Annotated in this window: 27 protein-coding genes and 1 tRNA gene; 18 read left to right on the forward strand and 10 right to left on the reverse strand. The window is 73.9% G+C overall.

The genetic code is table 11. From position 1 onward, the window contains the following. The first annotated feature begins 4 nt into the window (after positions 1 to 4). On the forward strand, positions 5 to 811 hold the full coding sequence (locus ASD06_RS14355) for an ABC transporter permease (protein WP_056679083.1): 807 nt from the start codon (positions 5 to 7) through the stop codon (positions 809 to 811). Continuing rightward, entirely contained in the window at positions 808 to 1,896 is a 1,089-nt protein-coding gene (locus tag ASD06_RS14360) for an ABC transporter ATP-binding protein (protein WP_056679086.1), read from the forward strand. Before ASD06_RS14355 ends, ASD06_RS14360 begins: the two co-directional genes overlap by 4 nt. 91 nt (positions 1,897 to 1,987) lie before the next feature. Here ASD06_RS14360 and ASD06_RS14365 read toward each other — a convergent pair whose 3' ends face one another. From ASD06_RS14365 to ASD06_RS14385, 5 genes are all read right to left on the reverse strand, one after another. Next, positions 1,988 to 2,737, reverse strand: a complete 750-nt coding sequence (locus ASD06_RS14365) for a thioredoxin domain-containing protein (RefSeq protein ID WP_056679089.1) — start codon at positions 2,735 to 2,737, stop codon at positions 1,988 to 1,990. Further along, on the reverse strand, positions 2,724 to 3,248 hold the full coding sequence (locus tag ASD06_RS14370; RefSeq protein ID WP_056679092.1) for a MauE/DoxX family redox-associated membrane protein: 525 nt from the start codon (positions 3,246 to 3,248) through the stop codon (positions 2,724 to 2,726). Before ASD06_RS14370 ends, ASD06_RS14365 begins: the two co-directional genes overlap by 14 nt. Next, positions 3,245 to 3,868, reverse strand: coding sequence for a copper resistance protein CopC (locus ASD06_RS14375; RefSeq protein ID WP_162248089.1), 624 nt, complete (start codon positions 3,866 to 3,868; stop codon positions 3,245 to 3,247). The genes ASD06_RS14370 and ASD06_RS14375 overlap by 4 nt, the downstream gene beginning before the upstream one ends. 119 nt (positions 3,869 to 3,987) lie before the next feature. Beyond that, a complete protein-coding gene (locus ASD06_RS14380) occupies positions 3,988 to 4,614 on the reverse strand; it encodes a hypothetical protein (RefSeq protein ID WP_157371728.1) in 627 nt (208 codons plus the stop codon). A gap of 67 nt (positions 4,615 to 4,681) precedes the next feature. Beyond that, on the reverse strand, positions 4,682 to 6,220 hold the full coding sequence (locus tag ASD06_RS14385; protein WP_056679100.1) for a potassium/proton antiporter: 1,539 nt from the start codon (positions 6,218 to 6,220) through the stop codon (positions 4,682 to 4,684). Positions 6,221 to 6,306: 86 nt separating this feature from the next. Here ASD06_RS14385 and ASD06_RS14390 point away from each other — a divergent pair, with 86 nt between their 5' ends. After that, positions 6,307 to 8,853, forward strand: coding sequence for a penicillin acylase family protein (locus tag ASD06_RS14390; RefSeq protein WP_056679102.1), 2,547 nt, complete (start codon positions 6,307 to 6,309; stop codon positions 8,851 to 8,853). Here ASD06_RS14390 and ASD06_RS14395 read toward each other — a convergent pair. Beyond that, entirely contained in the window at positions 8,837 to 9,418 is a 582-nt protein-coding gene (locus ASD06_RS14395) for a 5-formyltetrahydrofolate cyclo-ligase (protein WP_082538089.1), read from the reverse strand. The genes ASD06_RS14390 and ASD06_RS14395 overlap by 17 nt on opposite strands. Positions 9,419 to 9,578: 160 nt before the next feature. Here ASD06_RS14395 and ASD06_RS14400 point away from each other — a divergent pair, with 160 nt between their 5' ends. The 7 genes from ASD06_RS14400 to ASD06_RS18965 all read left to right on the forward strand — a co-directional run bounded on the left by ASD06_RS14400 (position 9,579) and on the right by ASD06_RS18965 (position 16,485). Further along, complete coding sequence (locus ASD06_RS14400; RefSeq protein WP_056679107.1) at positions 9,579 to 11,561, forward strand: GGDEF domain-containing protein; 1,983 nt, start codon at positions 9,579 to 9,581, stop codon at positions 11,559 to 11,561. Positions 11,562 to 11,731: 170 nt separating this feature from the next. After that, on the forward strand, positions 11,732 to 12,670 hold the full coding sequence (gene galU, locus ASD06_RS14405) for a UTP--glucose-1-phosphate uridylyltransferase GalU (RefSeq protein WP_056679110.1): 939 nt from the start codon (positions 11,732 to 11,734) through the stop codon (positions 12,668 to 12,670). Beyond that, positions 12,670 to 13,896 (forward strand): gephyrin-like molybdotransferase Glp, encoded by a 1,227-nt coding sequence (gene glp, locus ASD06_RS14410; RefSeq protein ID WP_056679113.1) that lies wholly within the window; start codon positions 12,670 to 12,672, stop codon positions 13,894 to 13,896. Before galU ends, glp begins: the two co-directional genes overlap by 1 nt. Then, positions 13,893 to 14,420 (forward strand): cyclic pyranopterin monophosphate synthase MoaC, encoded by a 528-nt coding sequence (gene moaC, locus ASD06_RS14415; RefSeq protein WP_056679117.1) that lies wholly within the window; start codon positions 13,893 to 13,895, stop codon positions 14,418 to 14,420. Before glp ends, moaC begins: the two co-directional genes overlap by 4 nt. Next, the gene (locus ASD06_RS14420) at positions 14,417 to 14,887 is read left to right on the forward strand and encodes a molybdenum cofactor biosynthesis protein B (RefSeq protein WP_056679120.1); all 471 of its coding nucleotides are present in this window, start codon (positions 14,417 to 14,419) and stop codon (positions 14,885 to 14,887) included. Before moaC ends, ASD06_RS14420 begins: the two co-directional genes overlap by 4 nt. After that, the gene (locus ASD06_RS14425; RefSeq protein ID WP_056679123.1) at positions 14,887 to 15,483 is read left to right on the forward strand and encodes a GNAT family N-acetyltransferase; all 597 of its coding nucleotides are present in this window, start codon (positions 14,887 to 14,889) and stop codon (positions 15,481 to 15,483) included. Before ASD06_RS14420 ends, ASD06_RS14425 begins: the two co-directional genes overlap by 1 nt. A gap of 93 nt (positions 15,484 to 15,576) precedes the next feature. Next, positions 15,577 to 16,485 carry a hypothetical protein gene (locus tag ASD06_RS18965; RefSeq protein WP_157371729.1) on the forward strand — a complete coding sequence of 303 codons (909 nt, stop codon included), beginning with the start codon at positions 15,577 to 15,579 and terminating at the stop codon, positions 16,483 to 16,485. 11 nt (positions 16,486 to 16,496) lie between these two features. On the opposite strand, the gene ASD06_RS14435 is transcribed toward ASD06_RS18965, so the two are convergent. Then, positions 16,497 to 16,817 carry a cupin domain-containing protein gene (locus ASD06_RS14435; RefSeq protein WP_056679128.1) on the reverse strand — a complete coding sequence of 107 codons (321 nt, stop codon included), beginning with the start codon at positions 16,815 to 16,817 and terminating at the stop codon, positions 16,497 to 16,499. A gap of 114 nt (positions 16,818 to 16,931) precedes the next feature. Here ASD06_RS14435 and ASD06_RS14440 point away from each other — a divergent pair. The 8 genes from ASD06_RS14440 to ASD06_RS14475 all read left to right on the forward strand — a co-directional run bounded on the left by ASD06_RS14440 (position 16,932) and on the right by ASD06_RS14475 (position 21,557). Next, a tRNA-Ala gene (locus tag ASD06_RS14440) sits at positions 16,932 to 17,004 on the forward strand. A gap of 59 nt (positions 17,005 to 17,063) precedes the next feature. Then, complete coding sequence (locus tag ASD06_RS14445) at positions 17,064 to 17,450, forward strand: VOC family protein (protein ID WP_056679131.1); 387 nt, start codon at positions 17,064 to 17,066, stop codon at positions 17,448 to 17,450. A gap of 82 nt (positions 17,451 to 17,532) precedes the next feature. Beyond that, entirely contained in the window at positions 17,533 to 17,955 is a 423-nt protein-coding gene (locus tag ASD06_RS14450; protein WP_056679134.1) for a hypothetical protein, read from the forward strand. Positions 17,956 to 17,965: 10 nt separating this feature from the next. Continuing rightward, entirely contained in the window at positions 17,966 to 18,502 is a 537-nt protein-coding gene (locus ASD06_RS14455) for a TIGR03086 family metal-binding protein (RefSeq protein ID WP_056679137.1), read from the forward strand. 38 nt (positions 18,503 to 18,540) lie between these two features. After that, positions 18,541 to 18,768 (forward strand): hypothetical protein, encoded by a 228-nt coding sequence (locus ASD06_RS14460; protein WP_056679140.1) that lies wholly within the window; start codon positions 18,541 to 18,543, stop codon positions 18,766 to 18,768. 145 nt (positions 18,769 to 18,913) lie between these two features. Continuing rightward, the gene (locus tag ASD06_RS14465; RefSeq protein WP_056679144.1) at positions 18,914 to 19,813 is read left to right on the forward strand and encodes an RNA polymerase sigma-70 factor; all 900 of its coding nucleotides are present in this window, start codon (positions 18,914 to 18,916) and stop codon (positions 19,811 to 19,813) included. A 66-nt stretch (positions 19,814 to 19,879) separates the two neighbouring features. Then, positions 19,880 to 20,626, forward strand: coding sequence for an SDR family oxidoreductase (locus tag ASD06_RS14470; protein WP_056679147.1), 747 nt, complete (start codon positions 19,880 to 19,882; stop codon positions 20,624 to 20,626). Between the two features lie 82 nt (positions 20,627 to 20,708). Next, a complete protein-coding gene (locus ASD06_RS14475; protein WP_056679150.1) occupies positions 20,709 to 21,557 on the forward strand; it encodes an aldo/keto reductase in 849 nt (282 codons plus the stop codon). Positions 21,558 to 21,590: 33 nt separating this feature from the next. Here the strand turns inward: ASD06_RS14475 and ASD06_RS14480 are convergent, their stop codons facing one another. The 3 genes from ASD06_RS14480 to ASD06_RS14490 all read right to left on the reverse strand — a co-directional run bounded on the left by ASD06_RS14480 (position 21,591) and on the right by ASD06_RS14490 (position 23,953). Next, positions 21,591 to 22,619 carry a YcxB family protein gene (locus ASD06_RS14480; RefSeq protein ID WP_157371730.1) on the reverse strand — a complete coding sequence of 343 codons (1,029 nt, stop codon included), beginning with the start codon at positions 22,617 to 22,619 and terminating at the stop codon, positions 21,591 to 21,593. A gap of 30 nt (positions 22,620 to 22,649) precedes the next feature. After that, complete coding sequence (locus ASD06_RS14485) at positions 22,650 to 23,276, reverse strand: alpha-ketoglutarate-dependent dioxygenase AlkB (RefSeq protein ID WP_056679157.1); 627 nt, start codon at positions 23,274 to 23,276, stop codon at positions 22,650 to 22,652. Positions 23,277 to 23,410: 134 nt separating this feature from the next. Then, positions 23,411 to 23,953 carry a hemerythrin domain-containing protein gene (locus tag ASD06_RS14490; RefSeq protein ID WP_056679353.1) on the reverse strand — a complete coding sequence of 181 codons (543 nt, stop codon included), beginning with the start codon at positions 23,951 to 23,953 and terminating at the stop codon, positions 23,411 to 23,413. Between the last annotated feature and the right edge of the window lie 21 nt (positions 23,954 to 23,974).

Raw genomic sequence — 23,974 nt, forward strand, 5'->3', positions numbered from 1 at the left:
GCCCATGAGCACAGCGCGTCGCACGAGCCGGGCGCCACTAGCGCTGGTGGTGCCTGCGGTGGTCGCCGTCGCCTTCCTGGTGCTGCCCATCGCGGCGCTGGTGGTCCGGATGCCTTGGCGCCGGTTGCCGGACCTGCTCACCAGCGCCGAGGTGCTCCAGGCGTTGCGGCTCTCGCTCGTCACGTCGGCGACGGCCACGGTCGTGTGCCTGGTGCTCGGCGTGCCGCTGGCCTGGGTGCTCGCCCGGGTCCGGGTGCGGGGCATGGCGGTGCTGCGCGCGCTGGTCACCGTGCCCCTCGTGCTGCCGCCGGTGGTCGGGGGCGTGGCGCTGCTCATGGCGCTGGGGCGGCGCGGCCTCGTCGGCCGGTGGCTCGACCAGTGGTTCGGCCTCACCCTGCCGTTCACCCCGGCGGCCGTGGTGCTGGCCGAGGCGTTCGTGGCCATGCCGTTCCTCGTCCTGACGCTCGAGGGCGCCCTGCGCTCGTCCGACCGCGGCCTGGAGGAGGCCGCGGCCACGCTCGGGGCGTCGCGGCTCGCGGTGTTCTGGCGCGTCACCCTGCCGGCGGTGGTGCCGTCCGTCGTGGCCGGCGCCGTGCTCAGCTGGGCGCGCGCGCTGGGTGAGTTCGGCGCCACGATCACGTTCGCCGGCAACTTCCCCGGCCGCACGCAGACCATGCCGCTGGCCGTCTACCTCGCGCTGCAGACCGAGCCCGACGCCGCCCTCGCGCTGTCGCTGGTGCTGCTCGTGGTGTCGCTGGCGCTGCTCGTGCTGCTGCGCGACCGCTGGTTGCGCGGGTCGGTGGTGTCGTGAGCCTGCGGCTGGACGGTGCGGTGAGCCGCGGCGGCTTCACGGTCGAGGCGCGACTCGACGTCGCCGACGGCGAGGTGGTCGTGCTGCTCGGCCCGAACGGTGCCGGCAAGACGACGTTGCTGCGCGCTATCGCGGGGCTGGAACCCCTGGGGCGCGGGCAGATCGAGATCGCCGGTCAGGTCGTGGACGACGCCGGCGCCCACTTCGTCCCTCCGGAGCGACGGCGCGTGGGGCTCGTCTTCCAGGACTACCGGCTCGTGCCCCACCTCAGCGTGCTCGACAACGTCGCGTTCTCAGCCCGGGTGAGTGGGGCCGGACGCCGCGCCGCCCGCGAGCGCGCCCGGCCGTGGCTGGAGCGGCTCGACCTCACCGACCTCGCCGGGCGCCGTCCGGCTCAGCTGTCGGGCGGCCAGGCGCAACGGGTCGCGCTCGCGCGGGCCCTCGCGATGGAGCCGCACGCCCTGTTGCTCGACGAGCCGCTCGCCGCGCTCGACGCCCGCACCCGGCTCGAGGTGCGCCTCGCCCTGCGGCGGCACGTCGAGCAGTTCGACGGGCCGGTCGTCGCCGTCACCCACGACGCCGTCGAGGCCATGGTGCTGGCCGACCGCCTGCTCGTGGTCGAGGCTGGCCGGGTCGTGCAGCAGGGCGCGCCGGCCGACGTCGCCCGCCGCCCGGCCACCGACTACGTCGCCCGCCTGGTGGGACTCAACCTGCTCGCCGGCCGGGCCGCGGACGCCGAGGGCCTGGTGACGCTGGACGCGGGGGGTGAGCTGCGAGGTGCGGCGGCCGACGTCCGGGCCGGCGACCGCGTGCTCGTGTCGGTGCCTCCGCACGCCGTCAGCCTGCACGCCGAGCACCCCGTGCCCGGCAGCGCGCGCAACGTGTGGCAGGGCACGGTCGACGGCCTGGAACCGTTGCACGACAGGGTGCGCGTGCACGTCGATGCGCAGCCGCCGGTGCTGGTCGACGTCACGCCCGGGGCCGTGGCCGAGCTGCGGCTCGTGCCGGGTGCGCGCGTCTGGCTCACCGTCAAGGCCACCGAGGTCGAGGTCTACCCCGACCCCGCCCCAACCCCCCGCCCGTGATCATGCACGCCAGCGCAGGCGAGCCGAGGGGCTGGGTGCGCTGGGGTGCATGATCACGCCAGAGGGGGAGGGGCCGGGGAGGGGAGGGGGGCTACTTGGCGAGGGCGGCCTCGATGGCCGACTTCACCGCGGTCGGGTCGAGCACGTTCTCGAGCTTCTTGCCGTCGACGAACACGGTGGGCGTGCTGACCACGCCGTCCTTGCTCGCCTGGTCGGTGACCCGCTTGGTCCAGCCCTCGAACTTCAGGTCCTTGACGCAGGACGAGATGTCGCCGGCACCCGCCTGCTTCGCGTAGTCGATGAGCTGGGAGTCGGGCAGCCCGGCGCTCTTCTCCTTCGGCTGGTTCGCGTACAGCAGGTCGTGGAACTTCTCGAACGCCGACGGCGTGCTGTCGACGACGCACCCGGCGGCGTTCAGCGCGCGCGTCGAGTACCGCGTGGACGACGCCTCGTCGAGGAAGGCCATCGGGTGGTACTTCACCTGCACCTTGCCCGCCTCGACGTAGGAGGTGATGAGGTCGTTGCTCGCCTCCTCGAACTGCTTGCAGTACGGGCACTGGAAGTCCTCGTACACCGTCACCTCGACCGGCGCGGAGTCCTGCCCCACCGTGATGACGCCGTTGGCGGGGCCGCTGGTGTGGGCGGGGGTCGCCGTCGAGTCGCCGGTGCTGCCGCGCTGAGCCTGGATCAGTGCCCCGAACCCGACGATCGCGACCAGCACCACGATCGCGATGCCGGCGCGGATGCCGTTCTTGCGCCGGGACTCGGCGCGCTGGGCCGCGAGCCGGCGCTCGGCCGCCTTGGCCTCGCGGGACTCGCGGGAAGACTTACCGGACGTCATCGTGCAGCTCCTCGTGGGTGGTGTCGGCCGTCGCAGGACGGTCGGGTTCAGGGGTGGGGTCGAGCGAGAACCGGCTGGCCGGCCAGAGCACCAGGAAGCCGGCGGCGAGCAGGAGGGCGACATCGCGCACGATCTCCTGCGTGTAGCGGGTGGCCCCCGCTGCGACCTGGCCGCCGCCACCGAAGCAGCCGCAGTCGATCGACAGCCCGCGGGCCGCGGCCGAGCCGATGCCGATGATGAAGGCCAGCATCAGCAGGCCCGCCACGGTCGCCGCCAGCCGGGTGGCCAGGCCGAGCAGCAGCAGCAGGGCCACCGCCAGCTCGAGCAGCGGCAGCACGTAGCCCACCGTGGGCACGATCGGCTCGGGCAGCAGCTGGTAGGCGCGCACGGCCCGCACCGAGCTCGCCGGCTCGGGCAGCTTCAGCGCTCCCGCCGCCGCGAGCACGCCGGCCAGCACGAGGCGAAGCCCGGTCGCGACCCACAGGCGCCACGTGGGTGCGGTGCCCGTCATGAGGTCGGCCCCTCATCGTGCCCCGCGCGCCGCTTGGCCGACACGATGAGCGCGAGACAGGCCAGTGCGGCCAGCACCAGCGCGCCGAGCAGCCACGGGCCCCAGCTCGAGCCCTCGGACGCCGACTCGGTGGCCGGAGAGCTCGTGGCCTGGGTCGGCGCCGGACTGGTCGCGGTGACGGTCGGCGAGCCGGTGGGCGTCCCTGCCGCCGTCGCTGTCGACATCGGCGGGGTGGTGGTCGTGGCCTTCACGGTGAACGAGAACGCACCCGACACCGGGTGGCCGTCACTGGACGCCGCGCGCCACTGCACGCGGTAGGCGCCTGCGGGCAGCGGCGCCGGGAGGGTGAGGGTGACGACGTTGCGCTTGAGGCTGAGATCGCCCGTGAGGGCCCCCATGGGCCCGGTGAGGACGATGCGGTTGGCGCTCGCGACGTCGAGCACGGGCTCGCTGAAGGTCACGCTGACCCGGCTGAGGGCGCCGACGGTGGCGCCGTCAGCGGGGCTGGTGCTGACGACCTGGTCGTGGGCGCTCGCAGGGGGCGCGAGCGCCACGCCCGGGACGAGCACCCCGAGGGCGAGCGCCCCTGCCGCCAGCAGGCGGGACAGGACAGGATTCACGGTGAGGCGATTCACGCTGATGCACGCTCCGGTCTGCGACGCCGCCGTTGTCGTCGGCGTCGCGGGTGAGGCTGGCAGGTGGGCAGCCACCGGCAGACCTCGGCCACGGGCACGGCAGGTCAGCGGGCGGCGGCGGCCCGAGGCGGCCCGCGCCGATGCCATCCGGTCGCGACGGGCTGCCCGACAGGCAGCGTGGCCGGTGCCTCGACGGCGAGCCGCCACGGCACCAGCGCGACGAGGTCGACGACCGCGGGCAGGCGGCGGGGAAGCAGCCCGGCCAGCCGCCACAGCAGGGCGTCACCGCGCGCGAGCAGCAGGCCGAGGAGCACGACGGCGCCCAGGTGCGCCAGCAGCATCACCAGGCCCGCCGAGGCCGCGCCGTGGACGGCGGACTGCTCGGGCGCGCCGCCAGCCACTGGCGGGCACCCCGGCGCCGCGCCGTGAAGGTGGGTGAAGGCCCCGGTGACGGCGCAGCCCTGCCCCGACGTCAGCGCGAACCACCCGTGCAGTGCTGCCTGCACACCCACCAGCCCGACCACGGTGGTGGCGGCCCCGAGCCGTCGTCCGGTCACCAGCAGCGCGGCGCAGCCGACGGCGACCGTGGCGGTGAGCACCGCCAGCGCGTCCGGGGCGTGACCGCCGGCGCAGGTGTGCGCGGCGAGGGCCAGGCTCACGCACGCCGTCGCCAGCAGCGCCGCACGCAGCGCGCGCAGGCCGCCGGTGGCGGGTGAGCTCACGCGGGACACGTCGCCACGGTATCGGCCGCACCCGACCAGTGGGGCGGACGCCGACAACTCGGGCGCGCGTGCCGTGTCACGGGCGCGGCTTGCTCCACAGCGCGAGCCGGCCGCCGAGACTGAGCGCTCGCAGGCGCCGTTGCGCCTCGCGCCGGGCGGCCTGGGTGGTGACGACGAGCAGCTGGTCGTCGCGCCGCAGCGCCGTCCGGTCGGTGGGCACGAAGCTCTTGCCCTCGCGCACGATGAGGGTGATGTTGGCCCCCCGGGGCAGCCGCAGCTCGAAGACCTCCAGGCCGTGCAGCCGCGAGTCGTGGCCCACCCGCACCTGCATCACCTCGGCGCCGAGCTGCTCCAACGGCGCCGACTCGACGTCGAGGTCACGGCTGTCGAGCTCGTGGGCGACGCCCAGCCGGCGCGCCATGAAGGGCAGCGTCGGAGCCTGCACCAGCGTGAAGACGACGACGAGCACGAAGACGAGGTCGAACAGCCACTCCGTCCCCGGCACCCCCACCGTCACGGGCACGGTGGCGAGCACGACGGGCACGGCGCCCCGCAGGCCGGCCCACGAGAGGAACGCCTGCTGGCGCCACGGCACCCGGAAGGGCGTCATCGTCACGAGCACCGACAGCGGCCGCGCCAGAAGCAGCAGGACGACGCCGAGCGCCAGGGCGGCGAGCAGCTGCTCGTGCAACCGGCTGGGTGCGGCCAGCAGGCCGAGCAGCACGAACAGGCCGATCTGCGCGAGCCAGCCCAGCGACTGCGCGAAGCCGCGGACGGCGACCTGGTGCGGCACGCCCGCGTTGCCCAGCACCAAGCCCGCGACGTAGACGGCGAGGAACCCCGAGCCGTGCACGGTGGCGCCGGCCGCGTAGGCGGCCACGGCCAGGGCGATCACGGCCAGCGACGACAGCGCGGACGACGGCAGCTGCAGCCGGCGCAGCCCCCAGGCTCCGGCGAAGCCGACCGCGAGCCCCACCGCGGCGCCCAGGGCGAGCTCGAACGCGGCGAGCCCGACCAGCGCGTACCAGGCGGCCGGTGCGTGGTCGCCCTTGGCCTGGTCGGCGAGCGCCACGACGAGCAGCACGACGGGTGCGTCGTTCATGCCGGACTCCGCCTCGAGCACACCGGCGATCCGCGGGTGGATCGGCACCCGGCGCAGCACCGAGAACACGGCCGCGGCGTCGGTCGACGACAGCACGGCGCCGACGAGCAGGGCGACGGTCCACGGCAGGTCGAGCAGCACGCGCGAGGCCACCGCCACGACGCCCACCGACACCACGACCCCGACCGTCGACAGCACGGCCGCGGGGGCCATCGCGGTGCGCAGCGTGCTCCAGCGCGTGGTCAGGCCTCCCTCGGCGAGGATCAGCACCAGGGCGCTGTAGCCGAGGACCTGGGTGAGCTCCTCGCTGTCGAACCGCACCCCCAGGCCGGCCTCGCCGAGCGCCAGGCCCAGGCCCAGGTAGAGCAGCAGCGAGGGCAGGCCCGACGTCAGCGACAACCGCACCGCGGCGATGGCCACCAGCACGACGACCGCCCCGATGAGCAGGGACTGGTTCAGCAGGTGGATGGTCACGGGCGGCACCGGCGGGACGAGGTCATGCGTGGCCTCCATCGGGTCGGTCCGGCGCTCGTGGCAGGCGGCGGACCACCCGGGCCCGGGTCCGTGGCCGGGGAACCGCCGTGGCCTAGTCTCGCAGGGTGCCCCGGTTGAATCCCATCACTCGCGTGCTCGCCATCGTCCTGGCCGCTGTGGTGGTGGTGGCCCTCGTGGCCGCCGTGGGGGTGGTCACCGCGGTGCGCCGCTCGTTCCCCGACCGCAGCGGCTCGGTCGACGTGCCGGGGCTCTCGGCGTCCGTCGAGGTGCGCCGCGACGACCAGGGTGTGCCCCAGGTGTACGCCGACAACGCGGCCGACCTGTTCTACGCGCAGGGCTACGTGCACGCCCAGGACCGCTTCTTCGAGATGGACCTGCGCCGCCACATCACCGCCGGGCGCCTGTCCGAGCTGGTCGGACCGAGCTCGGACGCGCTCGACGCCGACAAGGTGGTGCGGACGCTCGGCTGGCGGCGGGTCGCCGAGCAGGAGCTGCCCCTGCTGTCGGCCAGCACGCGCCAGTACCTGCAGTCGTACGCCGACGGCGTGAACGCCTACGTCTCCGGGCGCTCGCCGTCGCAGCTCGGCGTCGAGTACGCCGTCCTCGACCTGCAGCTTCCGTCGTACCGGGTCGCGCCGTGGACGCCGGTCGACTCGCTCGCGTGGCTGAAGGCCATGGCGTGGGACCTGCGCAGCAACTACGACGACGAGGTGACGCGCGGGCGGCTGTCGGCGTCGCTGCCGGTGAAGCGGATCGAGCAGCTGTACCCGCAGTACCCGTTCTCCGAGCACGCGCCGATCATCTCGCCGTCCGCCGCAGGGGGCAGCGCGTCGGCGCTCCCGCGCGGGCTGGCGGGTGCCGGCGACTCCGGCGCCGGCTCGACGGCGCTGCGGCTGGCCCAGCGGGCCGTCGACGCCGTGCCGGCGCTCATGGGCACCGGTGACGGCATCGGGTCGAACTCGTGGGTGGTCTCCGGCGAGCACACGGCCACCGGCAAGCCGTGGCTGGCCAACGACCCGCACCTCGGCCCGGCCATCCCCAGCATCTGGTACCAGATGGGCCTGCACTGCCGCACGGTCTCGTCGCAGTGCCCCTTCGACGTCGCGGGCTTCACGTTCTCCGGCACGCCCGGCGTGATCATCGGGCACAACAACCGCGTCGCGTGGGGCTTCACGAACCTCGCGCCCGACGTCACCGACCTCTACCTCGAGCGGGTGCTCGGTGACCGCGCCGAGTACGACGGCCGGTACGAGCCGCTGACGCAGCGCCGCGAGACGATCAAGGTGCGCGGCGGCGACGACGTCACGATCACGGTGCGCAGCACCCGCCACGGGCCGCTGCTGTCCGACGTCCTGTCGAGCGTGCGCGACGCCGGCCGCGACATGCGCACGGGAGCGGCCGACACCACGACGTACGACGTGGCGCTGGCCTGGACGGCGCTGACGCCCGGCCGCACCGCCGACGCCGTCTTCGCGCTCGACGCGGCGCAGGACTGGAGCTCCTTCCGTGCGGCCGCCAGCGCCTTCGAGGTGCCCTCGCAGAACCTGCTCTACGCCGACGTCGACGGCAACATCGGCTACCAGGCGCCCGGGCGCATCCCGGTGCGCAAGGGGTACGACGGCCGCTACCCGGTGCCGGGGTGGAAGAGCCAGTACGCGTGGGCGTCGTACGTGCCGTTCTCGCAGCTGCCGCACGAGCTGAACCCGCCCGAGGGCTTCATCGTCACCGCCAACCAGGCCGTGACCGCCTCGACCCAGCCGTACCTCACCCAGGACTGGTCGTACGGCTACCGCTCGCAGCGCATCCGCGACCTCATCCAGGGCTTCATCAAGCGCGGGCAGAAGATCACGGTGGCCGACATGGCCGGAATCCAGCGCGACACGCGCAACGGGATGGCCGCCAACCTCGTGCCACTCATGCTCAAGGTCGACCTCAGCGACGACCCGTTCACCCGCGAGGCGCAGGACCTGCTGAAGGGCTGGGACTTCACCCAACCCGCCGACTCCGCAGCGGCCGCCTACTACAACGCGGTGTGGAGCAACCTGCTGCGCCTCGGCTTCGACGACGAGCTCGGCGACGCGCTCGCGGCCGACGGTGGCGACCGCTGGTTCCAGGTGGTCACCGTGCTGCTGCAGCGCAAGTCCGACCCGTGGTGGGACAACAAGGCCACCGCCGGTGCGGTCGAGAACCGCGACGAGATCCTGCGCCAGGCCATGGTGGCCGCCAGGGTCGAGCTGACCCGCAAGCTCGGCAAGGACGTCGCGCGCTGGCAGTGGGGACGGCTGCACACGCTCGAGCTGGTGCACACGCCGCTCGGCGGCCCGTCGGTGCCCGGGCCGATCCGCGCGTTGGTCAACCGGGGCCCCTGGCAGCTGGCCGGCGGCACCTCGATCGTCGACGCCACGGGCTGGGACGCGTCGAAGGGCTACCAGGTCGACTGGGTGCCGTCGATGCGCATGGTGGTCGATCTCGCCGACCTCGACCGCTCGACCTGGGTGAACCTCACGGGCGCCTCCGGGCACCCCTACGACGCGCACTACGCCGACCAGGTCGACCACTGGGCCGAGGGGCAGAGCTACGCGTGGCCGTTCAGCCGCAAGGCGGTCGAGGACGCGACAGCCGACACGCTCACGCTCAACCCCGAGGGCTGACGCGCACGACCTCACGCGCGGTGACGACAACGTCGACGCGCCGGTCGTGCGCCTCGGTGGGCAGCGGGCCGTCGACGAGCTCCTCCGGGTGCACGACCGCGACCACGAGCGTGTGCGCCGCCAGGCGGGCGAGCGCGCGGTCGTAGCTGCCTCCGCCCTGGCCGAGGCGCCGTCCGGCGCGGTCGACCGCCAGCGCGGGCACCACCACGACGTCCGCGCCGCGGACGGCGTCGACGCCCAGGCGCTCGCTCGAGGGCTCGGGCACCGTGCGCAGCAGCCCCGGCCGGTGAGCGGCGTCGTCGAGCGCCCAGTCAAGGTCGAGGTCGTCCAGCACCACGGGCAGCAGCACCGCCCGCCCCTCTTGCCGCCACCGGTCGAGCAGGGCCGTGGTCGGCGGCTCGTGCGGCGCCGACACGTACGCCGCCACCCGGCTGGCCTGCTGCACCTCGGGCAGGGCGCACACCTGGTCGCGCAGCGTCTCGGCGTCCTGCGGCGGCCGGACGGCGCTGCGACGACGGGCGCGTGCGGCTCGACGCAGCGCCGACTTCGCCTCCTGCGTGCTCATCGCGCCCGCGTCCGCCATCATGGGCCTTTCGTCCTGGTCTGCCCGGCCGGCCGGTGACGGTTCGGGTCGATCCGTGTCACCATGCCACGACGCCGTCGCACGGTGAACGCGAGCCGCGGAGTCAGGACGGGACGACCCGGCGCTTCGGACGGAGGGGGACATGAAGTCAGTTCGCAGCCGGCTGGCGATCGTCCTCGGCGTCGTCCTGCTCATCCCGGCGCTCGCGGCGCTGCTGGCCATCGGCGTCCTCGCCCCCAAGCAGCGCACGGACGCCGCGAAGCAGGCCATGGAGCAGGCTGCGGGCTCGGTGGCTACGGCGATGCAGTCCCGCTGCCTCGCCCTCGGTGAGGCGGCCCGCAACCTCGCGCTGCAGGCGTCGTCGTCCAACTTGTCGGCCGCCGCCGAGTCGGCGCTGTCGCGCCAGTCGGAGGCGTTCGCGGTGCTCGTGCGCGACGGCAAGGTCGTGGCCTCCGCCGGCTCCGTGCCGTCGATGGCGCCGGACCAGCTGGCGCAGCTGTCGTGCTCGGCCGCCACCGGCAACCGCGCGACAGCGCCGGCTGAGGCGACCGGCGTCCCGGTGCTCGCCCAGCGGGTCGAGGCGGTCGATGCCCGCAAGAAGCCGATTGGCATCGCCGTCGTGGGTCGCGTGCTCGACCAGCAGCGGCTGCGCGCCCTCGTGGGCACGCTGGCGCTGCCGCCCGACACCCAGCTCGCGCTCGCCTGCCCGGGCGGCCTCGGTGTGTCGACGGCGGACGGCCCGCTGGCCACGTCGCTGCGGGTCTCCGCGGCGACCGGCGGCGACGTCGACGGCTACGAGGTGGGCCACCGCCGCTCGGTGCAGGGCCAGTACTGCGCGGTGGCGGCGGCCGTGCCGACGCCCAGCCTGGTGGGCTCGCAGGTGAGCCTGGCGTTGCTCATCCTGCTGGCCCTGCTGCTCGGCGTGGGCCTCGTCCTGTGGCTCGCCTCCAGCCTCACCGAGCCCGTGCTGGCGCTCACCGAGGCCGCCGAACGGGTGGCGATGGGTGACCTCACGACCCGCCTGCCGGCGGGCGGGGACGACGAGCTCGGCCGGCTCTCCGGCGCGTTCAACCACATGACCGACGAGCTCGAGCTCAAGATCACCGAGCTGGAACGCAGCCGGAACCTGTTGCGTGAGAACGTCGGTCGGCTCGGCGACACGCTCGAGCGCACCCACGACCTCGAGGGCCTGCTGGGCACAGTGCTGGGCGCAGCCGCCTCGGCGACCGAGTCGCAGCGCGCCACCGCGTGGTTGGTGGAGGGCGGCTCGGTGGTCGCCCGCGCGTCGGTGCCCGCCGGCGCACCGCGCTCCGTCGTGCGACGCCTGACCCTCGGCACCGACCTGGCCGGTGAGGTCGCCGTCGACGGCCTGCCTCGCCGGCTCGGCCACGGCCACGAGGACTCCACCACGGTGCTCGGTGGCCCGGCGCTGGCCGCGCCCCTGCGCCGCGGGCACCACACGGTCGGGGTGATCGTGGTCGAGCGGGAGCCGTCGATGCCGGCCTTCGACTCCGACGACGAGGCCATGCTCGTCTCCCTCGCCGGGCCGGCCGGCATCGCGGTCGACAACGTGCTCCTGCACCGGGAGGCCCAGCGGCTGTCGGTGACCGACCCGCTGACCGGCGCGGGCAACCTGCGGCACATGACCACCACGCTGGCCCGCGAGGTCGAGCGCGCCAGCCGGTTCGATCGCCCGCTGTCGGTGCTGCTGCTCGACCTTGACCACTTCAAGAACGTCAACGACACCTACGGCCACACGGTCGGCGACGCGGTGCTGCGCGAGCTCGCCCGGCGGCTGGCCAGCTGCGTGCGCGAGGTCGACACCGTGGCGCGATACGGCGGTGAGGAGTTCGTCGTCGTCACGCCCGAGACCGACACCGAGGGCGCGGAGCGGCTGGCGGCCCGGATCTGCGAGGCGGTGCGTGAGGAGCCGGTGATCGTCGGCGACGACGTCGTCAACGTCACCGTGTCGGTGGGCATCGCCTCGCTGCCCATGCACGGCACGGCGAGCGGCGACCTCGTGCGCGCGGCCGACGAGGGCCTGTACGCCGCCAAGCGCGGCGGGCGCAACCAGTACCGCATCGCGCCCGGGCACGCCGTCAGCGAGACCGTCCCCGACGCCTGACCCCCGCCCCGCCCCCGCCCCCCGCCCCGTTGATCACGTTGAGTGGGTGACACTCCGCTTGTCGAGGGGTGCAACCCTCGGCAAGCGGAGTGTCACCCACATAACGTGATCAACATCGGGGAGGCGGGCTGCGCAGGCGCGAGGTCGGTCGGCGCCGATAACCTGCGGCCATGACCGAGACGACTGACGCGAGCGCGGCGCAGAGCAGCCCCCACCAGCCAGGCCACCCGAGGCTCACGAAGGCGGTCATCCCCGTCGCCGGGCTCGGCACGCGCTTCCTGCCGGCCACCAAGGCGATCCCCAAGGAGATGCTGCCGGTCGTCGACAAGCCCGCGATCCAGTACGTCGTCGAGGAGGCCGTGGGTGCCGGGCTGAACGACGTCCTCATGGTGACCGGCCGCAACAAGGGCGCGCTGGAGGACCACTTCGACCGCCAGTGGGAGCTCGAGCAGGCCCTGGAGGCCAAGGGCGACCGCAACCGGCTCGAGCGCGTGCAGGCCGCCACGGTGCTCGCCGACGTCCACTACATCCGGCAGGGCGACCCCAAGGGCCTCGGCCACGCCGTCCTCTGCGCCGCGCAGCACGTCGGCGACCAGCCCTTCGCGGTGCTGCTCGGTGACGACCTCATCGACCCGCGCGACCCCCTGCTCACCACGATGCTGCAGGTGCAGGCCGAGCGCGGTGGCAGCGTCATCGCGCTGCTCGAGGTGCCGCGCGACCAGGTGAACCTCTACGGGTGCGCCGCCATCGAGGGCGACGCGGACGCCGACGGTGCCGTCGTCAAGGTCACTGACCTGGTCGAGAAGCCGGCTCCTGAGGAGGCGCCGAGCAACCTGGCCCTCATCGGGCGCTACGTGCTGCACCCGGCGGTCTTCGACGTCCTGAGGCGCACCAAGCCGGGCCGCGGCAACGAGATCCAGGTCACCGACGCGCTGCACGAGCTCGCGGGCATGCCCGCCGACGAGGGCGGCGGGGTGTGGGGCGTGGTGTTCCGGGGCCGCCGCTACGACACCGGTGACCGGCTCAGCTACCTGAAGGCCGTCGTCCAGCTCGGCGAGGAGCACGAGGAGTTCGGCGCGGAGTTCGCGCGCTGGCTGAGGTCGCGCTGATGATCAGCGTCGACGACCACCTGCAGCGCTGCCTGGCCGGCGTGCGCCCGCTGGAGCCGATCGAGCTGGGCCTGCTCGAGGCACAGGACTGCGTGCTCGCCGAGGACGTCGTCAGTCCGCTCGACCTGCCCGGCTTCGACAACTCCGCGATGGACGGCTACGCGGTGCGCGTCGACGACGTCGCCGCGGCGTCCGACGACAGCCCGGTGACGCTGCCGGTCGTGGCGGACATCCCCGCGGGTTCCATCGACCACCTGCGGCTGGCCGACGGGCAGGCGATGCGCATCATGACCGGCGCGCCCGTGCCTGCAGGCGCCGAGGCGGTCGTGCCGGTCGAGGCCAGCGACGGGGGCGTGCGAGCGGTCGAGCTGCGAGCCGGAGCCTCGAGCGGCCAGCACGTGCGGCGCGTGGGCACCGACGTGCGCACCGGCGACGTCGTCCTGCGGGCGGGAGTGTCGCTCGGCCCGGCCCAGCTGGCGCTGCTCGCGGCCGTCGGCCGGGCGCGGGTGCGGGTGCACGCCCGCCCGCGCGTGGTGGTCCTGTCGACCGGCAGCGAGCTCGTCGAACCCGGCACGACGCCCGGCTTCGGCCAGGTCGTCGACAGCAACGGCGTGATGCTGACGGCGGCGGCGATCGACGCCGGAGCCCGGCCCTACCGCGTGGGACTCGTGCGCGACGAGCCGGGCACGTTCCTGCAGACCCTCACCGACCAGCTGGTGCGCGCTGACGTCGTCGTCACGACGGGCGGCGTGAGCGCCGGCGCCTACGACACCGTCAAGGAGGTGCTGCGCGGCCTGGGCACGGTGTGGTTCGGCAAGGTGGCCATGCAGCCGGGCATGCCGCAGGGCTTCGGCACGGTGGGGCCCGACGAGACGCCGATCTTCACCTTGCCCGGCAACCCCGTGAGCGCCTACGTGTCGTTCGAGATGTTCGTGCGTCCGGCGATCCGCAAGATGGCCGGGCACCGCAGCCTGTTCCGGCGCAGCGAGACCGCAGTGGCCCTGGAGTCGTGGTCGGCGCCGCGGGGCAAGCTGCAGCTGGCCCGGGTCGAGCTCGGGACGTCGGACGACGGACGCCGGGTGGCCCGGCTGGCGGGCGGTCAGGGCTCCTACGTGCTCGGTGGGCTCGCTCGCGCCGGCGCGCTGGCCGTGGTGCCCGAGGACGTCACGCGCGTCGAGGAGGGCGACGAGGTGCAGTGCCTGGTGCTCGACCGGAGGGCCCGATGAGCGAACCGCCGAGCCGCGAGTCAGGCGAGGCCCCGCGCCTGACGCACGTCGACGAGCGGGGCGTCGCGCGCATGGTCGACGTGTCGGGCAAGGCGGTGACGGCGCGCGAGGCGTCGGCCCGCGGCCGCGTGCTGCTGTCGGCCGACGCCGTGGCGGCGCTGCGCGACGGCACCGTGCCCAAGGGGGACGCCCTGGCCGTGGCCCGCATCGCCGGGCTGCAGGCCGCGAAGCTCACCCCCACGCTCGTGCCGCTCGCGCACCCGATCGCCGTCCACGGCGTCGTGGTCGAGCTCGACGTGGCCGACGACGGCGTCGACATCGCGGCCACCGTGCGCACCGCCGACCGCACGGGCATCGAGATGGAGGCGCTCACCTGCGTCACCGTCGCCGCCCTCGCACTGGTCGACATGGTGAAGGCCGTCGACAAGCACGCGCGCATCACCGATGTCCGCGTGACCGCCAAGTCCGGTGGGCGGTCGGGCGACTGGCGCGAGGAGGCCGACGCCGGCGAGGGGGCCTGGTGAAGGCTGTCGTCATCACGGCGTCGAACCGCGCCGCTGCGGGGGTGTACGCCGACCGTGGCGGCCCGATCCTCGTCGAAGGCCTGCGAGAGCTGGGTTTCGACGTCGGTGACCCCGTGGTCGTGCCGGACGGCGACCCGGTGGAGCAGGCGCTGCGCGCCGCCGTCGCGGACGACGTCGAGGTGGTGCTCACCACCGGCGGTACCGGCCTGACACCGGGTGACCTGACGCCCGAGGTGACCCGCCGCGTGCTCGATCGCGAGGCACCGGGGATCGCCGAGGCGATCCGCGCGTACGGCGTGGCCGGCGGCGTGCCCACGGCGATGCTGTCGCGCGGTGTGGCCGGGTTCGCCGGCCGCACGCTCTTGGTCAACCTGCCCGGCTCGTCCGGCGGGTGCCGCGACGGACTGGCGGTGCTGCGGCCGGTGCTCGTGCACGCGGTGGAGCAGGTGCGCGGCGGCGACCACTGATGAGCTGGCCGGTGACGCTGTCGCACGGGCCGGTGGGGCTGCGGCCGCTGCGTCAGCGCGACCTCGGTCGCTGGCGCGAGCTGCGCGTGGCCAACCGGCAGTGGCTCGAGCCCTGGGAGGCCACGCCCCCGGACCCGACGGTGCCCGCGCTGTCGTTCCGGCGCATGGTGCGCCAGCTCTCGCAAGAGGCGCGCGCCGGCCGGGCGCTGCCGTTCGCCATCACCTACCAGGGCGAGATGGTGGGCCAGCTCTCGGTGGCCGGCGTCGCCTGGGGGTCGCTGTGCTCCGGCCACATCGGGTACTGGGTGTCGCGGCACGTCGCCGGCCGCGGCATCGCGCCGACGGCGGTGGCGCTCGCCACCGACTACTGCCTGCTGACCATGGGGTTGCACCGGATCGAGATCAACATCCGCCCCGAGAACGCCGCGAGCCTGCGCGTCGTGGCCAAGCTGGGGCTGCGCGACGAGGGCCTGCGCCGGCAGTACCTGCACATCGACGGGGCCTGGCGCGACCACCGCAGCTTCGCCGTCACGCGCGAGGAGCTGGAATCGGGCGGTCTCCTGGCTCGGCTGGCGGACCAGCCCGCCAGCGGCTGATCACCGACTTTCACAACAACCACACGAGTATCGCTGCGACACACCGGCCGACGTCCGTGAATGCTTGTCGCCACGCGCCTACCGTCTGTGACCGTGGACCCGAGCAGCCTGATCTTCGTCGTCATCGTGGCGATCTGGGCCGCCTACCTGCTCGGCCACTGGGTCCGCCGCCGAGACCAGGTCGCCACGGTGCGCTCGGTCGACCGGTTCTCCGAGGCCATGCGGGTGCTCGAGCGGCGTCCGGCTGTCCGGTCGGTGCCGCTGTCACGTCCGAACCCGCGCTCCTACGTCGTGGCGCCGGCGCGACCCGCCGCCCCGCAGGTGTCGGTGAAGCGGGCCCCCGTCGTCGCCGCACGGCCAGCTGCCGCGCCAGCGGCCCGCTCGCTCGACGCGCCGCTCGCTGGCCGGGCCGGCCGGACCCCGCGCCGCGGCAACGTCGTGCGCGCCGCCCTGCTGCTCGCCCTGCTGGTGCTCGCGCCGGTGACGTGGCTGCTCGCCCTGCTCACCCAGGCCGTCGCCTGGTGGATGGGCGCACTGGTGACCCTGGCGCTCGCAGGTGTCGTCGCCGAGCTGCGCCAGCGGGCTCGCCGGGCGCGTGACCTGGCGCGCCGTCGCCAGCGCATCGAGCGACGCAGCCAGTCGCAGGCTCGGCGCCAGACGCGCCGCCAGGTCGTCGGCGACGTCGTCGCGGCCCACCGCGAGCGCGGCGTGGCCGCACCTCGCCAGCCCGACGCGGCCGAGTCGCAGCCGGCCGAGGTCACGCCCGACCAGCCGGCGGACGACGGCTGGCAGCCGGTGCCGGTGCCGCCGCCGACGTACACGCTGAAGCCCAAGGCGCCGGCGCGCACCCGCCCTGTCGTGCCGGCCCAAACACGGACCGCGGCCGACGAGCCCGCCGCCACGGCCCCGGCGCCGGCCGCTCCGGTGGCGCCGCCCGCGCCGTCGGTTCCGGCGTTCGACCTCGACGAGATCCTCGAGCGCCGGATCGCCTCGGGCAGCTGAGCCCGCGTCCGTCAGGCGACGTACAGCTTGCGCAGGCGCTCGGTGATCTCCCACCGGGTGCGCTCACCGGCGTGCAGCCGCACCAGCGCTCCGGGACGCAGCTGCACGCTGCTGCCGTCGTCGAACGTCACGGTGCCCGCGCCCGAGAGCACGACGAACAGCTCGTCAACCTCGATGTCGGTGTCGACGCCCGGGCCGGCCTCCCACAGCCCGACGCTGACGCCCGCGTGCGTGGCGAGCTCGCGGTCGGCGCAGGCCAGGGCGTCCGTGGCGGGCGCTCCCAGGTCGAGGTGGGGGACGTCGGCGCAGACGACGCGCGGCAGGTCGGGCACGGGCGCTCCAAGGGGTGCGGCGGGAGGGCCAAGCCACGAGCATCGCGCACCGCACGGCACGGGGTGGCCGGTCCCGAGCACTCGCCGCGGACTGCTAACCTTGTCGTCGTTCCAGGGGCTGTGGCGCAGCTGGTAGCGCACCTCGTTCGCAACGAGGGGGTCAGGGGTTCGAGTCCCCTCAGCTCCACCCAAGATCGAGTTCTGCCGCCCGACGCCGCCGGCGCTGACCCGCACTACAGTTCCGCGATGCAGATGAAGCTCGAGGTCGTCCCGCTGCCCGTCTCGGACGTCGAGCGCAGCCTCGCGTTCTACCGCGACGCCGTCGGGTTCCACCTCGACCACGACGTCTCGCCGGGCAACGGAATGCGGGTGATCCAGCTGACGCCGCCCGGCTCGGCGTGCTCGGTGGTGTTCGGTGTCGGCATCGACGACGGCTCGGTGCCGCCCGGTTCCGTGCGCAACCTGCACCTGGTCGTCGACGACGTCGAGGCGGCCCGCGCGCCGCTCGCCGAGCGAGGGGTCGACGTCAGCGACGTCGTCGACCTCGGTGGCGTGAAGTACGCGTTCTTCGCCGACCCGGACGGCAACTCCTGGGCGCTGCAGGAGATCAGCGCGAGCGCTCAGCGTCCCTGACCGGCCGGCTGAGGCCGAGGGGTCCTTCAGCCCTGGCCCGGCGGGGTCGACGTCACTGACGCTGGGCTCAGGAGGTGTCGTGATGACGAGCTCGTACGCCCCACCGACCGACGCGCGTCCTGGCCTGCGCGTGCTGGTGCAAGCCCTGTCCGCTGCCGTGGCCGCGGCCTACCTGGTGCTGTTCTTCCTCGTCCGCACGGCGGAGCGCGGCGAGCCCGAGAACACCTTCGGCGCGTACCTGTTCCTGTTCCTCGCCTACGCGGCCTGCGCTGTCGCGCTCAGAATCTGGTGGGGGCCGGTCGTCGCGCTGCTCGGCGCGGCGCTGCAGCTGGCGGTGCTCGCGCTGTTCGTCGTCTTCGGCGTGGGACTGCTCGGCCCCGGCGTCTTCGCCTACGACGCGGTGCGGCACCTGCACATGCCGGTGTGGGCGGTGTTCATCACGGCGGCCCAGGTCGTCCTGCTCACGGTTCTGGTGCGGCTCGCCGTTGTCGGACGCCGTCACTAGTCTGCGCGGCATGGCTGACGACGTCGCGTTGCTGGAGTCCGTGCTCACCAAGACCGAGGCGCTGATCAGCGAGGTCGGGCCCGAGCAGCAGCTGCTGCGCACTCCCTGCCCCGACCTCGACGTCCGTCACCTCGTCGACCACCTGGTGGGGTGGGCGCGCGAATGCGCCCGCCGGGTCACCGGGCAGGAGTCGAGCGAGGACCCCAACGCCTACCGCAGCGACGACCCAGCGCGCGAGTTCGAGCAGGCGGCGGCCCGGCTGGTTAGCGGCCTGCGTGAGACCGACCAGCCCGCCATGCCCCCGGGCATGCTGCTGATGGAGTTCATCACCCACGGGTGGGACCTCGCCACCGCCACCGGCGAGCCGGTCACCTACTCCGACGCCGAGGCCGACACCGCCTTGGCCACGGGGCGCACGATGCTGAGACCGGACTACCGCGGCGACTCCTTCGGGCCCGAGGTCGACCCGCCGGACGACGCCACCGCCGTCGAGCGACTGGTGGCCTTCCTCGGCCGCGACCCCGGGTGGCACGCCACCAGCGACTGAGCGTGTCACATCCGGCGCGGCTGTCCGGTCGAGGTCACATGACCACCTACCAGCCCGGTGTCGACCTCGACGCCATCGCCGTCGAAGCCTGCGTCGAGCTCGACGCCGCCCACCTGGCCGAGCGCCAGGAGGAATCGCCCGACGACGGTGCCGCCGCACTCAACGCCGCCCTGCAGACCAGTGAGCTCGGCTACTACGAGGCCGAGCTCACCAGCCTGCGCGGCGCCGCGCTACTCGTGAGCGACGCCGAACGCGACGGGCGCTGACCGCGGCGCACTGTCGTCCGGTGCGCTGTCGTCCGGTGCGCTGTCGTCCGGTGCACTGTCATCCGGCGCGTCCCGGGTGCCACGATGGGCGCCGCCACCCCTCCACCGTCGGGACGACCGCCCATGACCCGCTCATGACCTGCCGATGACCGCCCAGGACGTCGGCGACGCACGCCGTGACGAGCTGGACGCCGCCGTGGGAGAGTTCAACGCCTCGCGTCGCCGGCTGTTCGGCATCGCCTACCGCATGCTCGGCAGCGTCGCCGAGGCCGAGGACATCGTGCAGGAGGCGTGGCTGCGCTGGCAGCAGACCGACCGCTCCGACGTCCGCAACCCGGCCGCGTTCCTCACCACGGTGACGACGCGGCTGGCCCTCAACACGGTCGACTCCGCGCGCGTCCGGCGCGAGCAGTACGTCGGCCCGTGGCTGCCCGAGCCCGTCGACACCAGCGCCGACCCGAGCCTGGGCGCCGAGACGGCCGAGGCCCTCGAGCTGGCGGTGCTCCTGCTGCTCGAGCGGGTGCGGCCCGACCAGCGCGCCGCGTACGTCCTTCGCGAGGCCTTCGACTACCCCTACGACGAGATCGCGGAGATCCTCGACACCTCGCCGGCCAACGCGCGTCAGCTCGTGAGCCGCGCGCGCAAGCACGTGCGGTCCGAGCGCCGTGAGCCGGTCGAGGCCGGCGAGCACCGACGCCTCCTCTCCGCCTTCGTCGACGCGGCTCGCACGGGCGACCTGGCCGGGCTCGAGCGGGTGCTCGCGGCCGACGTCGTCAGCACCTCCGACGGCGCCGGGCTGGCACCGCGCGCGGCCCGGCGTCCGGTGGAGGGACGCGAGACCGTCGCGCGCTTCGTGGCCGGGTTCGCCGGCGACTGGTGGTCCGGCACCACGCTCACGTGGGTCGAGACCAACGGCCGCCCGTCGGTGCTCGTGCAGCGCGGCGAGGAGCGGCTGGCGCTGCTCACCGTCGCCGTCTCGCAAGGGGGCATCGAGCAGCTGCTGTGGGTCATGGCGCCGGCCAAGCTCACCGCCGTCGCGCCCTGACTGTCACAGCTGCGGGCGCCGCCCGGTCGGTCAGGTGTTATCACCCACCGAACCAGGAGGCATCTCATGCGGCTCGTCATCATCGGCGGAACCGGGCTCATCGGCTCGCAGGTCGTCCGCTTGCTCACCAACCAAGGTCACGAGGCGGTCGCCGCCTCACCGCGGAGCGGCGTCGACACGCTCACCGGCGCCGGACTGGCCGAGGCGTTCGCCGGCGCGGACGTCGTCGTCGACCTCACCAACTCGCCGTCGTTCGCCGACGACGACGTCATGAGCTTCTTCGTCACCTCGACGACGAACCAGCTGCGCGCCGAGCAGGCGGCCGGCGTGCGCCACCACGTCGCGCTCTCGGTGGTCGGCACCGGGCGGCTGCCCGACAGCGGGTACCTGCGCGCCAAGGCGGCCCAGGAGCGCCTCATCGCCGAGGCGGGCGTGCCATTCTCGATCGTCCACGCCACGCAGTTCTTCGAGTTCACGCGGGCGATCGCCGACGCGTCCACCGTCGACGGCCAGCTGCGGCTCGCTCCCGTGCACTACCAGCCGATGGCGTCGGCCGACGTCGCCTCCGCCGTGGCGCGGGTGGCCGTGGGCGACCCGCTCGGCGGCATCCTCGAGATCGGCGGCCCTGAGCGGGTGCGCATGGACGAGTTCATCCCGGCGGCGCTCGCGGCGGCCGGTGACCCCCGGCCGGTCGTGTCCGACGTCCACGCGACGTACTTCGGCACCGAGCTCGACGACGACAGCCTCGTGCCGGGCCCTGACGCCGAGCTCGGCACCCTCACCTACGACGTCTGGGCCAAGGCGTCGGCCTGACGGGGCCATCGCGCCTGGGGTGCGCGGACCCGGCGGCGGGAGCAGGATCAAGGGGTATCCCCACCAGAAGGAGACCTCACCTGTGAGCACTGTGCCCACGATCACCCTGAACGACGGCCGCCAGATCCCGCAGCTGGGCTTCGGCGTCTTCCAGATCGACCCGTCCGAGACGGCCGAGGCGACGGCCAAGGCGCTCGAGATCGGCTACCGCCACATCGACACCGCCGAGATGTACGGCAACGAGCAGGGGGTCGGCGAGGCGGTGCGGGCCAGTGGTCTCGACCGCGCCGACGTGTGGGTGACGAGCAAGCTCAACAACGGCTTCCACGAGCCCGACACCGCCCGGCGAGCGTTCGACGACACGCTGTCGGCGCTCGGCCTGGACTACGTCGACCTGTTCCTCATCCACTGGCCGCTGCCGACCCGCTACGACGGCGACTTCGTCTCGACGTGGAAGGTCCTGGAGGAGTTCCAGCGCGACGGCCGCGCCCGCTCGATCGGTGTCTCGAACTTCCAGGTCGCGCACCTGGAGCGCCTCGCGCGAGAGTGCGACGTCGTCCCGGCGGTCAACCAGATCGAGGCGCACCCCTACTTCACCAACGACGAGGTGCGCGCCTACGGCCAGCAGCACGGCATCGTCACCGAGGCGTGGTCGCCCATCGCCCAGGGGCAGGTGCTGGACGACGCCACGATCGGTGCCATCGCCGAGCGCGTCGGCCGCACGCCGGCCCAGGTCGTGCTGCGCTGGCACCTCCAGCGCGGCGACGTGGTGTTCCCCAAGTCGGTGACACCGTCGCGGATGCAGGAGAACTTCGAGCTCTTCGACTTCGAGCTCAGCGCCGACGACGTCGAGCAGATCACCGCGCTGCACCGCGGCGAGGACGGCCGCACCGGCCCGAACCCCGACGAGTTCGACTACATCCCCGGCTGACTGCGGGCCAGCGGCGTCGTGGACGGGGCCGGGTCAGTCAGCTGATCCGACCCCGGCCGCAGCCTGGAGTCGGGCGAGGGCGTCATCCGGCACGAGCTCGCGCGGCAGCACCTGCAGCATCCCGGTGCGGGTGACCAGCAGCACCGCGCCCCGGCGGGCGACGCAGCGGCGGACCGCGCTGTAGGCCAGCGAGCCCTGGCCCACGCCGCCGTCGAGGTGCAGGTGGGTCTCGTCGAACCGCGCCCGCACGGTGCGCTGGCCGCGAGCCGATCGTCGTAGCGCTCGCCTCGTCGTGACCGCCACCGCGACCACCGTTGCGACGGCCAGCACCACCGTGCCGACCATCGCCGCCAGCCAGCGGCCGGTGACGACGCCCAGCCAGCCGCCGAGCGCCAGGACGACGAAGGCGCGGGCCGCACCGGCCCGACCCAGCAGGCGGTAGGCGTCGACGGCGCGGGCGAGCCGCTGCACCACCGCGTCATCGAGCCCGACCTCGTGGGGCCAGGCCGCCCCGTCGTCAGCCGCGCTGCCGGTGGTGACAGGCATCGACGCCGCCGCAGGGTGGGCGATGCGCTCGGCCAGCCAGTCGACGTCCTGGGCTGAGAGGAGACCAGCGGGCAGGGTGAGGTGCGCGCGGAGGTTCCTCAGGGGGACCAGCACCTGACCGGCGATGCGTCGGGGCGCACGCAGCGCGGTGTAGGGCAGCTGCTGCTCACCGGCGGCGGTGCGGACGAGCAACAGCTGCTCGCCGAGGTCGGCCGTCATCGTGGCGCCCGCCGGGCACAGCGTGGTCGCGCCGGCCAGGGCCCGACGGTACGTCGCGGCGGCCAGGACGACGCCGATGAACACCACGGACAGCAGCCCTTGGGCGACCGCCCCCACGGGGTAGCCCGCCACGGCCAGGGGAGTGCCACCCAGCAGGCCGATCACGGCGGCGAACACCAGCAGACGCGGCCGCTGCAGCCGCGCCTGGACGGCGGTACGCGCCATCGCGCGGGCAGTGTCCCGACCGCACGTGATCGAGCGATGGCGGGCCGGGGAGAGGTCGGGTGCGGCGTCCACGCGCGAAGCGTACGGCGGCCGCAGGAGCCGTCAGCGCACGCCGCGCGGCCGGAACTGGACGCTCACCCGCGGGCCGACGGCCTTGGCCGTCTTGGGGATCGCGTGCTCCCACGTGCGCTGGCACGAGCCGCCCATGACGACCAGGTCGCCGTGACCGAGTGGGAAGCGGAGCGACTCACCGCCGCCGCGGGGGCGCAGGGCGAGCGTGCGGGCTGATCCCACCGACAGGATCGCGACCATGGTGTCGTGAGTGGCGCCGCGGCCGAACGTGTCGCCGTGCCAGGCCACGCTGTCGCGGCCGTCGCGGTAGAGGCACAGGCCCGCCGTCCGGAACGGCTCGCCCAGCTCGTCGGCGTAGTGGGCGTCGAGGGCCTGCTTGGCCGCGGTGAGCGCCGGGTGGGGCAGCGGCGCGTTCTCGCCGTAGTGGCAGAGCAGCCGCGGGACGTCGACCACGCGCTCGTACATCTGCCGGCGCTCGGCGTACCACGGGACGTCGGCCAGCAACCGCTCGAGCAGCACTTCGGACCCGCTCACCCAGCCGGGCAGCAGGTCGACCCACGCGCCCCGGCTCAGCACCGTGCGCCGGACGCCCTCGAGCGGCCCGACCGTCACGTCCTCAGCGACGTCGAGCAACGACCCCTGCAGCAGAGCCTGCATGCGCCGAGGGTAGCACTGATTCGAACACCTGTTCTAGATCAAGGCCTCGCCCCGCCCGTGAGCATGCACGCCAGCGTCCCCCTGCTGCGCTGGCGTGCATGATCACGGGCGGGGAAGGGGGGAGAGGGAGGCGGTCAGCCCTCGTCGGAGGCCTTGGCGGGGTCGCCGCCGTGCTCGGCGACGTACTGCTTCGGGTCGTGGTCCTCGGCCTCGACGCCGCGGAAGTGCTCGGCCTCGAAGACCGCGAACTGCAGCGCGAGGTCCTGGCGCGCCTGCAGGCTGGCGTGGCGCCGGAAGTCGGCGAGCGCCTCGCGCTCCTCCTCGCCCATGTGGTCGCTGTTGGCCTCACGGGCCTCGGCCACGGCGTCCCACCAGGGGCCACTGCCGACGCGGTGCTTGCCGACCTCGGCGACGGCGTCGCGGATCTCGTTGTGGTCGTGCAGCGCGTCACCGGTCTCGCCCTCGGGGGAGTCCTTGCTGCCGGCGCCCTGCCCGACCTCGAGCAGCTTGGGGTAGAACAGCTTCTCCTCGGCCTCAGCGTGCACCTCGAGCAGCACCTTCAGCCGCTCCCAGACCGGCTTCACCTGCTCGGTGGGGGCGTCGCGCAAGTCGTCGAGCAGGGCGAACATGCGGCGCTGCTCGTGGTGGTCGGTCAAGATCAGCTCGGTGATGTCCATGCCGATCATGCTCGCTCACGC

The sequence above is a fragment of the Angustibacter sp. Root456 genome, assembly GCF_001426435.1.
GTDB lineage: Bacteria > Actinomycetota > Actinomycetes > Actinomycetales > Angustibacteraceae > Angustibacter.

Bases quoted from the DNA above. Each gene is read 5' to 3' on its own strand.
- ASD06_RS14485 (WP_056679157.1), bottom strand. From the start codon at position 23,276: ATGCAGGCTCTGCTGCAGGGGTCGTTGCTCGACGTCGCTGAGGACGTG.
- ASD06_RS14355 (WP_056679083.1), top strand. From the start codon at position 5: ATGAGCACAGCGCGTCGCACGAGCCGGGCGCCACTAGCGCTGGTGGTG.
- ASD06_RS14365 (WP_056679089.1), bottom strand. From the start codon at position 2,737: ATGACGTCCGGTAAGTCTTCCCGCGAGTCCCGCGAGGCCAAGGCGGCC.
- ASD06_RS14490 (WP_056679353.1), bottom strand. From the start codon at position 23,953: ATGGACATCACCGAGCTGATCTTGACCGACCACCACGAGCAGCGCCGC.
- ASD06_RS14385 (WP_056679100.1), bottom strand. From the start codon at position 6,220: ATGGAGGCCACGCATGACCTCGTCCCGCCGGTGCCGCCCGTGACCATC.
- moaC (WP_056679117.1), top strand. From the start codon at position 13,893: ATGAGCGAACCGCCGAGCCGCGAGTCAGGCGAGGCCCCGCGCCTGACG.
- glp (WP_056679113.1), top strand. From the start codon at position 12,670: ATGATCAGCGTCGACGACCACCTGCAGCGCTGCCTGGCCGGCGTGCGC.
- ASD06_RS14450 (WP_056679134.1), top strand. From the start codon at position 17,533: ATGACGAGCTCGTACGCCCCACCGACCGACGCGCGTCCTGGCCTGCGC.
- ASD06_RS14460 (WP_056679140.1), top strand. From the start codon at position 18,541: ATGACCACCTACCAGCCCGGTGTCGACCTCGACGCCATCGCCGTCGAA.
- galU (WP_056679110.1), top strand. From the start codon at position 11,732: ATGACCGAGACGACTGACGCGAGCGCGGCGCAGAGCAGCCCCCACCAG.
- ASD06_RS14370 (WP_056679092.1), bottom strand. From the start codon at position 3,248: ATGACGGGCACCGCACCCACGTGGCGCCTGTGGGTCGCGACCGGGCTT.
- ASD06_RS14395 (WP_082538089.1), bottom strand. From the start codon at position 9,418: ATGAGCACGCAGGAGGCGAAGTCGGCGCTGCGTCGAGCCGCACGCGCC.
- ASD06_RS14425 (WP_056679123.1), top strand. From the start codon at position 14,887: ATGAGCTGGCCGGTGACGCTGTCGCACGGGCCGGTGGGGCTGCGGCCG.
- ASD06_RS14470 (WP_056679147.1), top strand. From the start codon at position 19,880: ATGCGGCTCGTCATCATCGGCGGAACCGGGCTCATCGGCTCGCAGGTC.
- ASD06_RS14455 (WP_056679137.1), top strand. From the start codon at position 17,966: ATGGCTGACGACGTCGCGTTGCTGGAGTCCGTGCTCACCAAGACCGAG.
- ASD06_RS14445 (WP_056679131.1), top strand. From the start codon at position 17,064: ATGCAGATGAAGCTCGAGGTCGTCCCGCTGCCCGTCTCGGACGTCGAG.
- ASD06_RS14465 (WP_056679144.1), top strand. From the start codon at position 18,914: ATGACCGCCCAGGACGTCGGCGACGCACGCCGTGACGAGCTGGACGCC.
- ASD06_RS14400 (WP_056679107.1), top strand. From the start codon at position 9,579: ATGAAGTCAGTTCGCAGCCGGCTGGCGATCGTCCTCGGCGTCGTCCTG.